Genomic DNA, 15,171 nt, shown 5'->3' with positions numbered 1-15,171 from the left:
TTTAAAACACAAATATAAGAAAGTGTTTAAGTGTTTTACCAATTCAGTTTCCTTAGTACCAGGCTGAGTAGGTATTCAAATAGCGAGTATTATTAGTATGGAATTATTTATAGCACTTTGTTATTTTTAGTCCAATTATAATATTTGAGAGCAATTAGCCAGCTAGTGGTTATAAAATAGATTGATTGCACTCCTGATTTTTTTAATAAAGCACTTTCATTAGTACCTTATTTTGGGGCTTTAATAGCCACTGATTTAAACCAAAAAAAAGTATACAGACCAATACTAGAGACCGCTTCGCTTCTTTCAATATTTTCACTTATCTTTAGACCCTATTTCTAATACGAATCGATATCGGATCTAATAATATATGAAGCAGGAAACATCCAATTTCAAATTTGCAGAACTTTTGGATTTTTTCAAGAGCAAGATTTTTTTACACACCTTACTTAGGATTTTTTTAGTCCTTGGTATTCTATGGATATTGCAATCTTTTTTTCTGAATTTTTATACAAACCATGGGCAGCAATTGATTTTACCAAAATACCAGGGGGTAAGTCTTGAAAATACAATTAAACATGCAGGAACCCGAGGTTATGAAATTGTAATATCAGATTCTTTATTTGTAAAAGGAAAACCGGGTGGTATCGTTTTATCCCAAATTCCCGTTGCTGGGTCAAAAGTTAAACGGGGTAGAGCCATTTATGTTACAATCACTAAGTTTCAATCGGAAACATTTCAATCTGATTTAATTCCAGTTCTTTATGGAAAAAAATACGAGTTTAAAAAAATAGAGTTGTTTAATACTTTTGAATTGAATACCAAAATTCGGGGAGTTAAATTTGATGCAGGACCTGAAAATCACATTCTGGAAGTGTATTATAAAGATATGATGCTTGTAAATGCAACAGAGCGGAAAGCTAACATATTAATCAACAAAGGAGATACGCTAGAATTTGTGATTTCTACAAAAGCAGGAGGTGAAGTTCCAATTCCAGATTTATTATGTCAGACCTTAGCTGCTGCTAAGTTTCTTTTAAGTTCTTCAAAACTTGAATTAGGGTCTGTAATTGAAGACGGAGAAATAACAGATCGGGAAACTGCATATATAATTGATCAGTCACCAAAACCAGACAATGATCAAACGATTATATTAGGAACAGAATTTAAAATAACAATAATTCAGCAAAAGCCTGAACGATGTAATTAAGTTTAGAATTAAATAAAATCAAAATGGAGGATATTACAGTACAAGAACTAAAACACAAGTTAGAACAGAAAGAAGATTTTATATTAATTGATGTGCGTGAAATTTATGAACATACTGATTTTAATATTGGAGGTGAACTAGCAAGTTTGCAAACGGGCCTTCCTTATAAAATTGAAGAACTTAAAAATAAATCAGATCAGGAAATTATTGTGTATTGTAGAAGTGGAAATCGCAGTGGTATGGCAAAACAAATGTTTGAAACTGCTGGTTTTAAAAATGTACGAAATTTACTTGGCGGAATGCTTGCTTGGCGGGAAGCGTTTCCTTCCTGATTAAATCCTCAGTATGCCACCTGGAAATTCCCATTTGATTACCGGCAAATTGGGCGAAGCGATTGCAGAAACTTATTTATGTTCCTTAGGATATGAAATTTTAGAACGCAACTGGCGTTTCAGTAAATCAGAAATCGATTTGATCGCAAAACATGAGGAGCTCTTAGTTTTTATTGAAGTAAAAACCAGGACTTCTGATTATTTCGGTCCGCCAGAATCCTTTGTAAGCGAACATAAGGAATTATTGATTCACGAAGCGGCATCTGCATATATGGATAAAATAAATTATGATTGGGAAATTCGTTTTGATATTATCGGAATCTTATTGGATTCAAATGGAACGCATAAACTAGAACATTTTAAAGATGCATTTTAATAGATTGGCTTTAAATTAAAACCAACTCGCATAAAGCTGATAATTTTTAGCAGTACGGTCAATATGAAATTTAAAATTTTCTGGATCTAATGCTTTTACTTTTTTTGCCGGAATCCCAGCATAAATAAAACCAGATTCCAGGATTGATTTTTCAAGAACAACAGCACCCGCAGCAATTAATACATTTTCATTTACAATGGCTTGATCTAAAATTATTGAGCCCATACCAACTAAAACATTGGAATGAATGGTACATCCATGCACAATGGCCCGATGCCCAATAGAAACGCGGTCGCCAATATAGGTTCCGGATTTTTCATAAGTACAATGGATAATTGCACCATCTTGAATATTGACTTCATTGCCAATTCGGATCTCATGTACATCCCCCCGAATTATTGCTTGAAACCAAACACTACAATTGTTTCCAAGGATTACATCTCCAATGATCGTAGCATTCTCCGCCAAAAAACAAGCTGCTCCAAAAACTGGCGTAAAACCGCGCAAAGATTTAATTAATGCCATACTAATAAATTATTAATTTAAATGCAACATTTAATTCTTCTGCTTAATGGGACTGACTTTAAAACCTTCATTTTTTAGTAAATGAATTACACCTTTGTCGCCACCAAGATGACCAGCACCAACTGCAAAAAAATTGGAACCTTTAGCCATTTCTAATTTCATTATCGGAATCCAGTTTTTATTCCGATTGTATAACATCATTTCAAGATAAGGATTCAAATGTTGATCTTCACTGGATACTGTTTGATTTAATGCATTTAGATCTTGGTTTTTATAACTTTGAATCATGAATTTCATTTCCTCAGTACCTTTTTCAGCAGAACTTACCGCATCTAATAGCATTTTAGCCTGTACATTATAGGGAATACTGTCAAAAATTGAAATTTGAAATTCAAGACTTTCTAATCCATCAATTTCTTTATTGTGCGTCCTGGCGATCTCTGCTAATTCCAATTCATAAGATTTAGAACTGCCATCTTTTAAAGCAAAAGGATTTCCATCTACACCGGCCATTGCACTTAAAAACATAGGCTTAATACGTTCAAACATGGATAATGGCAAACCAATTTTTTCAAAGTATGATTGTAAAAGTTGGTATTCATCTTTGTTGACTAAATCTGTTAAACTCGTATCGTTTTTCATTACAATTTTATCCATAAGGGTCATCATGGCTCCTAAATCATTCATCTGATCAACATCAATTTCCATAAACACTTTTCTAGAATCGGTAATCGCCTGGATGATACCATCCGGTAAAAAGTAATCTGAAGCAGGAATTAAATGTATCGTTCCAAATAAATAGGATGGTTCTTTCAATTCTTTTCCTTCAATTTTCCAGAATAGTGAATTTTCAAGCGTTTGCGTTAACTGCTGAGCAAATAAAATTTGAGTACTTAAAAGAACACTACAAATCTTTAAAAATAGTGATGGGAGTTTCATATAATGCATTTTTAGATTCCTAATGAATGTTTTCAGTTGATTATAATTTAATGTTATTCTAAATTTGTGAATTCGTTTTTAATGATGAGCAATACGTTTCGCCAAATGAATTTCGAATTTGAGGATAATTTATTTTTGTGATTTCACCTTTTAAGGTATTAGTCCATTTCAATATTTATTCTGCAACATCCATTCATAAAAAAATATTCCTGCTGCAACAGATACATTCAAGGATTGTATCGTTCCTTTTTGTGGAATTTTTACAATGGCATCTGTTTCAGTCAGAATTTCAGGTGAAACGCCAGTGCCTTCAGAACCTAAAACGAATGCCAAAGACTTTTTCATATCCAGTTCCCGGATTGTGAGATCTGCTTTTTCAGATGCACTAATAATAACAAGACCCATGGATTTTAGTTGTTTTATGGTATGCAGTAAATTTTTTTCTCTGCAAACTGGTAAAGAAAGTAAAGCTCCTGAGGATGCTTTAATAGATTCGGAATTAATTGGAGCACTATTTTTTTGTCCTATAATTAAACCATGAATGCCAAATACTTCTGCTGATCTGGCAATCGCTCCAAAATTTCGAACATCCGTGATACCATCACAAATACAAAGACCTGGGTTTTCACCCCGAAATAATACATGATCTACTAAACTTGCTGCTTCATAAAAGTCAATAGCAGAGGTGATCGCAATGACTCCTTGATGGTTGAGTCGGCTAAGCCTATCCAATTTTGGTTTAGCTACTCTTAAAATCGGAATTTTATGAGCCCGGGCTAGTTTTAATAAAGCCTTCGTCTCTTCATTTTCTAAAGTTTCGGAAATAAATATTTTTTGAATATTGATTTCGGCAGCGATTGCTTCTCTTAAAGCGTTCTTACCTAGAATTAAATCTTTCTTATCCATTTGAGGTTTAAAATTATTACTAAATTTGCAATTCAAAAAAAATACCACATTTATGAAAAATAAAATATTTATTTTATTGATATTCAATGTATTATATATTAATATTGCTTTAATGGCACAAAGTCAAAGCAAATTAGATCTGGCTTTGCGATCGATTGAAAGCAATTCAGAACGCTTGGGTTTGTCCAAAGTTGACATTTCAGATTTAGCAGTTTCAGATATTTATAGTTCAGATCATAATGGAGTGACCCATATTTATTTGATTCAACGATATAAAGGAATTGAAATACATAATGCCATCACCTCTGTGCATATTGCTCCAAATGGTGTAATCTATGATAGTCCTTCTCGATTTATTTCAGGCATACAAAATCGCATTAATAGCAGCAAGACAAGATTAGACGCTATCGAAGCACTGACTTCAGTAGTAAATCATTTGGGTATTTCAAATGCCTTTATACCTAAAAACGTTTTGCGCACAAAGGATCGTATTGAAATTGTAAAAACTAATTTTACCCACAGCAATATACCTGTTAAGTTGGTTTATTTTCTGAACAATCAAGGAGCTTTGCGCTTAGCATGGGATTTATCAATGGACATGTCCGTAAGTAATGACTATTGGTCCATTCGAGTCGATGCAGTTAACGGGGAAATTTTAGATCAACAAAACTTAGTTATCAAATGTACATTTGATCATCCAGGGCATAGTAAGTGTATGGATCAGCAAAAAGCATTCAAAGAAAATTATACTCCTGTAAAAGAAGTCTTGTCAGTCTTAAATACAACGTCAATAGCTGCCCCAAATACTTATAATGTAGTTCCCTTACCTTTCGAAAGTCCAAAGCATGGGCCAAGGCAATTAGTAGTAAATCCGGCTACTGCTCCCGCATCCCCTTTTGGATGGCATGATACGAATGGGGTTACAGGTGCAGAATACAATATTACCCGTGGAAACAACGTACATGCATACCTTGATAGAAATGGTGACAATATAGCTGACAATGGAGAACCAAACGGAGGATCAGAATTGATTTTTGATTTCCCCTTTGATCAGAATGCAGATCCAAGTGCTTATTCAAAAGCAGCAACTGTTAATTTATTTTATTTGAATAACATGATGCATGATAATTTGTATCTATTTGGATTTAATGAAGCTGCGGGTAATTTCCAGTTTAATAATTATAACAAAGGAGGTACAGGCAATGATCCTGTTTTGGCTGAAGCACAAGATGGATCGGGTACAGATAATGCAAATTTTTCTACCCCTCCAGATGGTAGCAGTGGAAGAATGCAAATGTTTCTTTGGTTGGCATCAGGAGTTGAAACTTATATTTCAAAACCAGATTCTCTGATAGGAAGCATTGAGTCAAGAAGAGCAAGTGGCTGGGGTGGAGCTCCACCACCGACAAGGGAAGCGGATGTCGTGATTGCCAATGATCATTCTCCAAACCCAACACTCGCTTGTGTGCGGGGAATGCGAAGATCTGAAATTCAAGGTAAAATTGTATTGATTGATCGCGGTACTTGTGAATTTGGAGTAAAAGCTTTAAATGCACAGGATTCAGGTGCTATTGGTGTCATTGTTTGTAATTTTGAAGATGCTTTTGTTACCATGGGTGCTGGTGCTGTTGGAGGCCGGGTTACTATTCCTGCATATTTTACAACAAAGAGTATCTGCAACCGATTAAAATTAATGGTAAAGAATGGTGAGCTAAAAATTCAAATACGGGAACCCGGTGCGAGTTCAGGTCCGGATAGCTTAGATGGTGATTTTGACAATGGTATTATTGCGCACGAATATGGCCATGGTGTTTCAAATCGTTTAACTGGAGGACCATCCCGTACTAACTGTTTAGGCAACGGTGAACAAATGGGGGAAGGTTGGAGTGATTTTTTAGCTTTAATAATGACTGCAAAAACCGGGGATAAAGCAACCGATGCAAGAGGTGTCGGAAGCTATGCCTTAAATGAAAAACCAACAGGTGCCGGACTGCGCAGAAGGCCCTATACAACAGATATGACTTTGAACGAGTTTACTTACAAAAATATAGATGCAGAATCTCATAATCTCGGGGAAGTTTGGACTACTGTTTTATGGGATTTATACTGGGCATTATCAGATAAATATGGATATGATCCAGATTTAAAAAACAAAACTGCTGGTAATAATATTTGTATTCAATTGGTCATGGATGGCATGAAACTTCAGCCCTGTAGTCCAGGTTTTATAGATGGAAGAAATGCAATTTTAAAAGCAGATACGATTAATAATCAAGGAAAAAACGGTTGTCTAATATGGGAAGTTTTTGCCAGAAGAGGCATGGGATTTTTTGCTAAGCAAGGATCCAATAATATGGTTGGCGATGAAACAGAAAGTTTCTTACCTGCGCTTATTTGCGTCAATAAGCTACTGGTTGATAAAAAAGCGGGATATTATTTAAATGCTAACACGTTTATTAAAAATGATGTTGTAAAACCAGGTGATCAATATAGTTACACAATCGAAGTGCATAATTATAAAGCAGGTGCTGCAAACAATGTAGTAATTACAGAAAACATACCGAACGGTTGTTCGTATGTGCCGGGTACCGGTAGTCCAGTTCCTCAGGTAAATGGAAATCAATTGATATGGACTATACCGCAATTAAAATCTTTAGAATCAAGAACTCTTAGTTATAAAGTGAGTACGGATCCAGGTATTGCATCAACAACACTGTGGTATGATGATATAGAGCAAGGAGAAGATAATTGGGATATAGATATTTCCAAAGGAACGCAACTTTGGTATCGGGATGAAGGCTATGGTGTAGATCAGTCATTTGCATGGATCGCTGAAGAGAAAGAAGGTATTTCAAATGATTTTACAGTTTTTACAAAACAAGCTTTTCAATTATCTGGTGCAGATCCGTCCTTGTATTTTTATCATTTTTTCAATACGGAAAAGTCCTATGATGGCGGAATTCTAGAAATCTCAAAAGATGGATTTTTCTGGCAAGCTGTAAAACCTGAAGAATTTTCATTAAACGGTTATACTGGCTTAATTAATTATGAAACCTTTGTCGTACCAAATGCTTCTGCATTTTCTGGCGAAAGCAATGAATTTATACCGACCGTACTAAGTTTATCTGAATATAAAAATGAAAAAGTACAAGTTCGTTTTCGTTTTGGAAGTGATAGTTTAAATGTAAGTCCGAATACCAATACAATTCTTGGTTGGGTTATTGATAATATAGAATTTATCTATCCTAAATTTTATAATTCTGAAGTTTGTGTTACCACCGCGGAAGGTGAGAATGTCTGTGTTTCCGCTTCAGGTAAAGGAACTTTGGCAGATTCAGATAAAATTGTTGGAACCGATTCTAAAAAGCCAGTTGCTAGAAGCTTTAAAGTTTTTCCAAATCCAGCAGGAGATTACTTTATTTTCAAAACAGATTTAGAAAAACAATTTAAGACGCTCATCATGAGGTCAATTAACGGACAAGAATTAAAGCGAGTTGAAATTGCTTCAAATTCACAATTGACTAAAATTTCTACTTTAGATCTACCAAAGGGTATGGTTTTGTTGGAAGGCATCGGTGATAAAATTCACAGCTATTCCAAAATAATGATTCGATAAAAAAGGGAAATGAAATATATAAAAAAGGTTGTCAGAATTCTGACAGCCTTTTTTTATTAAAAATTAAAGATCGTATTTTAGATATTTAATAAGACTTGATAGCAATAATTTACTAAACGGAGGTTTAAACGTTTCATTAAGTTTTTAAATTCTTTTAATATTCTATCTGGTTTGTAATTTTTATTCAGTTGTCGCAACTATTTTTTAGAATTTTTGATTTGAGTGATAGTAACTCATAGCATAGGATCGCAATTGTTTTAATACAATACCATGAACTATACAATAATAAAGGCAGACGTTGCTGTTTTTTGAACTTGAAATAAATTCTCTAAAATGTGTTACTGCGTAGATAATTAAATTGACCCTTTATATTTTTTTCAAGTAGGTTTAAATTAATGGTATTAAGGTTCAAAGACTTGAATCTTTTTGGTGACTTCTATAAATTGTTGTGAGAATTTACCTTCATATCGGGTGGCACGAACAATATGATTATCAATCCAATGATAATTCCCGCCGCGTGGTTTATTTAATAAAAGGAAATGATATTTAAAACCACAGCGGTTCAACCAATTTTCTGTGATTTCTTTATGTGCATCTGTACGAGAGGTAAAAAAGGTTATTATATGACCTTCATCATACCATTGATTTATAACCTGAATTGCATCTGGATAAGGTTCCACCGTGATCATTCGTTCTGGTTCTTCATTTGGGATATCATCGCAAATAGTACCATCAATATCAACCAAAAAATTCTTTATATCATCCGGTAATAAAGGGGATGCTAATTTTCCTTCACTATCAATTTGCTTTCTTAATTTTAATTTATTGTTTTCTGCCATGCGACTAAAAATAAACAATAGTCAGAAATTTATTCTTCTTCCGTTGGATTCATGTCGCTACTTTGATCAGCATGAAGGTTTTCGGTTGGAGCTTGAACATCCGGTTCAGGACTGGAATCTTGACTTAGATCAGAACTAATTTCCTGTTCTTTTGGTTCAATTTGTTCTGTATCTGAAACTTCCGAAACATGGTTTTCTTCAATTTCTGATACAATTTTAGGCTTCTTTTTTGCTGGTTTTTTCGTGGATTTAATTTCTTCAGCAGCTTTAGATAATTTTTCCTGAAGTTCTTCTGGAATTTGATCCTGTGCTTGATGAATAGTTTCACTAATTTTAGCCTTAACCTTTTCTTTTTCTGCCTGAAATGTATTATTGCGTTCTTGTCGTTGTTTTAATTTGTCATCACGCTTTTTAACTTTTTCAATAACTACTTCAAGTTTTTCTTTAGTTTCGTATAATTCTTTAATTTTTTCTTGCTTGGATTTCATCCGTTCTTCGATCATCTTAATTTTTGCAACCCGGATTTGAGCTTCTAGTTGTCCTGTTGTAGTTGCAATTCTGCGATTTTCAAAATCTATATTTTTTCTTTCAAAGTCAATAGATTGTTCCATTTTTTGAATCGCACCAAGCAGTCCTTCATACCTTCTCGTAAGACGTTCATCCCCAGAACCATTTTGTTCTCGATTTGCATCTCGTTTTTCTCGTTTATCGCGAATCGCTTTAAATGCTTCATTCAATTTAGAAAGAATTATTTCCCGGTCTTCTCTTTGAAAAGACTTTCCTTTTAAATCACTTTGAATCGTAACTAATTGATCAAATAAAGGTTTTAATAGCGCTCCAGCTTGAATCTTTTGATCAATTTCTGTAATTTTTGTCAAGAAAAAATTGGAAACTTCTTTTGATTTTTGATTTAGCTCTGCCGATAAAACGCTTCTTAATTTTTTAAGTTCATCAAATAGTGAATTTGATTTTTCACGCAGTGAATCTCCATGATCTTTAAAAATATTTTTGTCAATGATATGTTGTTGAATGTTCGCCCAGGTTTGTTTCAACTCATCCCAAACAGGTTGTTGATAAGCTTCAAGTCGTTTAACTTTATCTGTAAGATCTTCTAATTCGTGTTTGAAGTTTTTGTATAATTTGGTAGACAATACAACAAAATGCCATTCCATCTGAGCCCGTTGAATGATATCTGATTTTTCAACTTTTAGGTCTTCAGGTAAAATTCCATCGGCCATCGTTAATTCGATTAATCGATGTTCGGTTGATGAAGGCAAATCAAAATCTTGACCTTCCCGCCATTGACTCATCATTTTGTTATAAAATTCTTCTGGAATATCTTTTTCTGGTATGCTCCAAATGTCTACTTTATTTTCTTCTGCATTTAAGGAAACAGCAAGTAATACTCGTTCTTCCTTAGCATTGTTGCCCCAAACCACTAACCTGGTTCTCATTCATCAAGATTTTATGTCTGTATTCTAAAATAAATCATCATTTCCTCACCAACAAGAGGTCTCTGTAAATATAGTTCCTTGTATTCTAAACGTTTAAAAGTTGCAAAAATCAATCCAAAAAAGGAATTTTCCAATATTTCTTTTAAGTTCTTCATTTCACAAAACCTTCAGTTATCAAATAAGCAGCAATCTGAACTGCATTTGTTGCTGCTCCTTTTCTAAGGTTATCAGCTGAAACCCAAAGATTTAGTGTATTTGCCTGCGACTCATCTCTTCGTATTCTTCCTACCAAAACAGCATCTTGATTTTTAGCTTGTTGAGGTGTTGGATATTCGAATTCCAATGGTTTATCCAGAACTTTTATTCCTTTGGTTTGAGCCAAGAGTTGCCTTAATTCAGCTACATCAAAAGAATTTTTCAGGGCAACATTTATGGATTCAGAATGGCCACCATGAACCGGAACCCTTACTGCAGTGGCTGTAATTTTAATCCCCGGGTCTCTCCATATTTTATGTGTTTCATGCACCATTTTCATTTCTTCTTTGGTATATCCATTTTCAAGAAATACATCACAATGTGGAATGCAATTCTCAAAAATAGGGTGATGATAGGCTCTTGGTTCTTCAACAGGTAGGCCATGAAGTTCAGATTCATATTGTTTTACAGCCTTCATTCCGGTACCTGTAAAAGATTGATACGTAGAAATGACCAGTCGATCTATTCCATATTTTAGCTGTAATGGATTTAAAGCCATTACCATTTGTATAGTAGAACAATTTGGATTTGCTATGATTTTCGTATTTTCCTGGATTGTATCTGCATTGATCTCCGGTACCACTAATGGACAATCGGGGTCCATTCTCCAGGCAGAAGAATTGTCAATTACATAACATCCTACCGCTGCAAATTTTGGAGCCCATTCTAAGGAAGTGTTTCCTCCAGCTGAAAATATAGCAATATCAGGTTTTGAATGAATCGCTTCTTCCATTCCAATGACTTCATATTCCGTTTCGGCCCAATGAATCTTTTTGCCTACGGATCTCTCAGAAGCAACAAAGTAGATTTTTTCAATTGGAAGATTAAATTCTTCTAATACTTTTAAAACTACTTGTCCGACCAAACCAGTTACTCCAACGATTGCTAATTTCATAAAAAATATTTATGCAAAGTTAATTTTCATTTGATATTCTACGAATTGTATTAACTTGGTGTTATGAGACACACCTTGACCCTAATCGGCCTATTTGGCCTGCAATTCCTTTGTGCCCAATGGCATGACCGCTTTTCAAATGGCTTCGATTCCGCCTGGATAGGGGATCGATCGGATTTTAAAATCAATCTTCAACAAGAACTGCAATTAAATGCAATGGATGCAGGTAATTCAATGCTTTTTCATCAGATTCAAAAGCATGATAGTATGAGCTGGTCATTTTATTTTAAAATGGATTTTGCACCATCAGCTACAAATAAATTATTGATAATCTTAATGGCTGATCGTACAGAATTTGATTCTGCGAATGCTTTTGTACTTGAAATTGGCGAAAATGGCACCAATGATAATTGGAAATTTTATTTAAAAGAAAATGCATCCAAAATTTTATTGGGACAAGGGGAGCTCGCAAAACTTGGAGGTGATCCGGCAACAGCCCGCATGTTAATTCATAAATATAGTGATAGTATTTGGTCGTTTTCAATAGATTACTTTGGAGGCAATCAAGCGTTTCAGGAAAGAATACTATATGGAGTTCCAAGTATTAAAATGGATACGTGTTATTTTGGTATACAATGTATCTATACAGAAACCAGAAAGGATCGATTTTACTTTGATGATATTTCCGTTGCGCCTATTCGTAAAGATTTAATTGCACCTAAAGTATCCAGTATTCTGGTAACATCCAAAAACCAATTGGAGATCCATTTCAATGAAGAAATTGATTCAAATAGCGTAAAAAATTTTGACCAATTTAATATTATTGAAATTGGAAATCCAATTCAGATCACCTATTCTAAACCAGATCAAATTCTCTTGTTTTTTGATAATCAATTTATTTTTGGCAATTCCTATGTTTTGATTTTTCAAGGGATTGCTGATTATTTTGGGAATTTTAGCATTGAAGATAGTATCCATTTTGAAGCACGCTATTCCATAATTCCAGGATTTCTTGACTTAATTATTTCAGAATTTATGGCCGATCCAACACCTGTTGTTGGTCTTCCTGAAAAGGAATTCATTGAAATTAAAAATCGGAGTAAATACGAACTCAAGCTTCAGAATTGTAGCTTTTCCGATGGTGCAACAGAAGCTTTTTTTCCAGATATTAGGATTGATCCAAATTCTTATTTAATTGTAGGGTCTATAAAGGACACTTTAGCGTTTAAAAGTTTTGGCAATTTCATAGGGCTCCATAATTTTCCGAGTATAAATAATACAGCAGAACATTTAAGTTTATACAATCCTAATTTTGAATTGATTCATGAGCTATTTTTTGACGATAGTTGGTACGATTCTTCTATTAAAAAAGAAGGTGGGTATACCCTTGAAATTATCAATACTTCAAATTTATGCCAGAACAAAAGCAACTGGAAAGCCAGCAATCACTTTTCAGGAGGTACCCCAGGAGTCAAAAATTCATCGGAGACAACTGGTGAAGACCTGCTCGGACCTGAATTATTAGAGGTTTTTGCTTTAAGTGAGTGGGAAATTAAATTGGTATTTAACGAATCTTTACATTATACAACCCAGTTTCGGAAGACGAACTTTATAATTTCACCAAGTCGTGCAATTGCAACGGTTGATTTGTTGTTACCTGGAAAAAATGAAATTATTCTTTTACTTGATGAACCTTTGGAAAAGGGCATTCAGTATCAACTTGCCATAAAAGAGCTAAATGATTGTTTTCAGAATCTTAATTCGCTGATTTCAGAATTTTTTGCACTGCCAGTTCAAGCTTCTGAAGGAGATTTAGTTTGGTCTGAAGTCTTATTTGATCCATATAGCGGTGGAAATGATTTTGTTGAAATTTATAACAAAAGCGACAAAGTAATTTCTACTAAACAATTGATGATTTCAAATCGTGATTTGGGAACAACCTGGACTTCTTTAAATGCGGAAAAAGTGATTTTACCAAATCAGTATCTTGCGTTTACAAAAGATCCTTCGGATTTAATGAAAAGGTATAGATTTCATGATTCGCTGCAAATTATTGCTACTGAATTGCCACCAATGAATGATGAAGGCGCTTATTTGTATCTTGGACTTAATAATTTTAATCATTTGGTGATATTGGATAGCGTAGAATTTAAGAGTAGTTGGCATCACCCATTTATTCATAATGTAGAAGGCGTATCGCTTGAAAAAATTCAAATGAATCTGTCATCTGCAAAACAATATAACTGGCAATCTGCAGCTGCACATTTTGATTATGGCACTCCAGGTATCGCCAACAGCCAGCAGCTAGATACCTTCATAAAGCAAAGTGACGAGCACATTAGATTGTCATCCAAAGTAATTAGTCCAAATGGAGACGGTTATCAGGATTACTTAATGCTCTATTTTACGCTGCCAAAAACCGGGTACAAATCACGTGTTGAAATATTTGATTTAGCGGGCGTAAAACAAAAGTCATTAAGTTATCTGGTTTTAGCTCCTAATGATTTTCTGATTTGGAATGGTGAAGATGATACAGGCTCCCGATTGAATCGTGCAAATTACATTATTCAGGTAGAATTATTGCACCCAGATGGTGATCAATTTCGAATTAAAGAGCGAGTTGTTATCGATTACTGAGTATATTTGTAAATCTTAAATTCAATTTTTTTTAATGGGATAATCTTAAATTTGGATTGTACAAATGAATCATTTGAAGTTTTAAGATGAACTCAAAATTTAAATAGATAGTTTTTTATTGATAGATATCATTAAAAACCTATTTTATTCCTATTTCGTCTTTATTTTTGTAGATTGTTCAAAATGGGGATATTGAATTATTCAAAATTATTTCAATGGATTATAATAAGTGTAATCATGCTTATTTCTCTGGTTTTTCTATTTCCCCCAAACTATTTAATTGTTCGTGAGTATTCAGGTTATGCCATTCATTGGATGCTAATTTGCTTGATAATCGGTATTATTTCTTTATTTATAGGAAATGAAAAAATTTTATATTCAAGTTTCTTTGCATCCGGGCTGATTGCATTTTTTCTTATGAATTCGTTTAATACGGATCTTCGACTGGCAAGTTTCAATAATCCAAGTTCAATTAGTGTCTTATTTGCAAACCTTACATTAAGTAATGATGATGAGAATAAGACTATGAATACAATTTATTTGATAGATGCAGATATCGTCCTTATAGAAGAACTCACACCCGATAAAATCAAATTATTACAAGAAATTCGATCAAAATACCCATATCAATCCATGTTGCCCAGAGTCGATCCGTTAGGTAAAGCTGTTTTATCTAAATTTAAATTTTATGAAGAATCGAGTTTTGGTATTTTTGGAAATCCTATTTTAAATTTAGGGGTGATTAATGATACCAATGATAGCTTTAAGATTTTAGTTTCCAATTCATTGCCTCCAATTACTTTGAATTCTTATCAGAAACTTAATTTATTTCTAGATTCTTTAGCTGTAAAAATTAAAATGGACTTTCCAAATGTTTTGCTTGCAGCGAATTTTAACCTGGTACCGTGGTCCAAAGAACTAAGAAATTTTAGAATCCAAACCGGCTTGGTTGCCAGTAGGCGAGATAATAATGAAGGAGAATCAAATTCTGGTGCGTTCGGAATTTTGAATACTCCGAATAATGATATATTTTATTCTAAAGGACTGGAATGTTCAAGATTTAATGTCTTGAAGGATACAAAGGATAATGCTTTTGGATTATATGGACGATATCAGAGACGAGCGCCACTTTAGTTATTATTTTATATGTTTTTAGAATGAATTATTTGCTTAACTTAGACCAGATT

Annotated in this window: 12 protein-coding genes; 6 read left to right on the top strand and 6 right to left on the bottom strand. The window is 33.8% G+C overall.

All coding sequences use genetic code 11. The features are described from left to right. The first annotated feature begins 370 nt into the window (after positions 1-370). The 3 genes from IPO86_14490 to IPO86_14480 are packed head-to-tail and all read left to right on the top strand — an operon-like array spanning position 371 to position 1,918. Positions 371-1,210: a PASTA domain-containing protein gene (locus tag IPO86_14490; protein ID MBK9729313.1), complete on the top strand. Its 840-nt coding sequence runs from the start codon at positions 371-373 to the stop codon at positions 1,208-1,210. Positions 1,211-1,233: 23 nt separating this feature from the next. Next, entirely contained in the window at positions 1,234-1,542 is a 309-nt protein-coding gene (locus IPO86_14485) for a rhodanese-like domain-containing protein (protein MBK9729312.1), read from the top strand. Positions 1,543-1,555: 13 nt separating this feature from the next. Beyond that, positions 1,556-1,918: a YraN family protein gene (locus IPO86_14480; GenBank protein ID MBK9729311.1), complete on the top strand. Its 363-nt coding sequence runs from the start codon at positions 1,556-1,558 to the stop codon at positions 1,916-1,918. Positions 1,919-1,933: 15 nt separating this feature from the next. On the opposite strand, the gene IPO86_14475 is transcribed toward IPO86_14480, so the two are convergent. The 3 genes from IPO86_14475 to rlmB form a co-directional block, all read right to left on the bottom strand. Further along, positions 1,934-2,443: a gamma carbonic anhydrase family protein gene (locus IPO86_14475; protein ID MBK9729310.1), complete on the bottom strand. Its 510-nt coding sequence runs from the start codon at positions 2,441-2,443 to the stop codon at positions 1,934-1,936. Between the two features lie 30 nt (positions 2,444-2,473). Then, positions 2,474-3,382, bottom strand: a complete 909-nt coding sequence (locus tag IPO86_14470; GenBank protein ID MBK9729309.1) for a TraB/GumN family protein — start codon at positions 3,380-3,382, stop codon at positions 2,474-2,476. A 168-nt stretch (positions 3,383-3,550) separates the two neighbouring features. Further along, positions 3,551-4,288, bottom strand: coding sequence for a 23S rRNA (guanosine(2251)-2'-O)-methyltransferase RlmB (rlmB, locus tag IPO86_14465; protein ID MBK9729308.1), 738 nt, complete (start codon positions 4,286-4,288; stop codon positions 3,551-3,553). Positions 4,289-4,340: 52 nt separating this feature from the next. Between rlmB and IPO86_14460 the strand changes: the two genes are divergently transcribed. Further along, the gene (locus IPO86_14460; protein ID MBK9729307.1) at positions 4,341-7,904 is read left to right on the top strand and encodes a M36 family metallopeptidase; all 3,564 of its coding nucleotides are present in this window, start codon (positions 4,341-4,343) and stop codon (positions 7,902-7,904) included. A 401-nt stretch (positions 7,905-8,305) separates the two neighbouring features. On the opposite strand, the gene IPO86_14455 is transcribed toward IPO86_14460, so the two are convergent. The 3 genes from IPO86_14455 to IPO86_14445 form a co-directional block, all read right to left on the bottom strand. Continuing rightward, positions 8,306-8,743, bottom strand: a complete 438-nt coding sequence (locus tag IPO86_14455; GenBank protein MBK9729306.1) for a phosphoheptose isomerase — start codon at positions 8,741-8,743, stop codon at positions 8,306-8,308. Between the two features lie 29 nt (positions 8,744-8,772). After that, positions 8,773-10,197: a hypothetical protein gene (locus tag IPO86_14450; protein ID MBK9729305.1), complete on the bottom strand. Its 1,425-nt coding sequence runs from the start codon at positions 10,195-10,197 to the stop codon at positions 8,773-8,775. Positions 10,198-10,348: 151 nt separating this feature from the next. Further along, the gene (locus IPO86_14445; protein MBK9729304.1) at positions 10,349-11,347 is read right to left on the bottom strand and encodes an aspartate-semialdehyde dehydrogenase; all 999 of its coding nucleotides are present in this window, start codon (positions 11,345-11,347) and stop codon (positions 10,349-10,351) included. A gap of 63 nt (positions 11,348-11,410) precedes the next feature. On the opposite strand from IPO86_14445, the gene IPO86_14440 reads away from it, so the two are divergent. Further along, the gene (locus tag IPO86_14440; protein ID MBK9729303.1) at positions 11,411-13,984 is read left to right on the top strand and encodes a lamin tail domain-containing protein; all 2,574 of its coding nucleotides are present in this window, start codon (positions 11,411-11,413) and stop codon (positions 13,982-13,984) included. A gap of 237 nt (positions 13,985-14,221) precedes the next feature. After that, entirely contained in the window at positions 14,222-15,118 is an 897-nt protein-coding gene (locus tag IPO86_14435) for an endonuclease/exonuclease/phosphatase family protein (protein ID MBK9729302.1), read from the top strand. Positions 15,119-15,171 lie beyond the last annotated feature (53 nt).

The sequence above is a fragment of the Saprospiraceae bacterium genome, from assembly GCA_016717265.1.
Classification (GTDB): Bacteria; Bacteroidota; Bacteroidia; order Chitinophagales; family Saprospiraceae; genus Vicinibacter.
The sequence above is the reverse complement of the archived record's forward strand: the minus strand, read 5'-3'. Positions and strand labels throughout refer to the sequence as shown.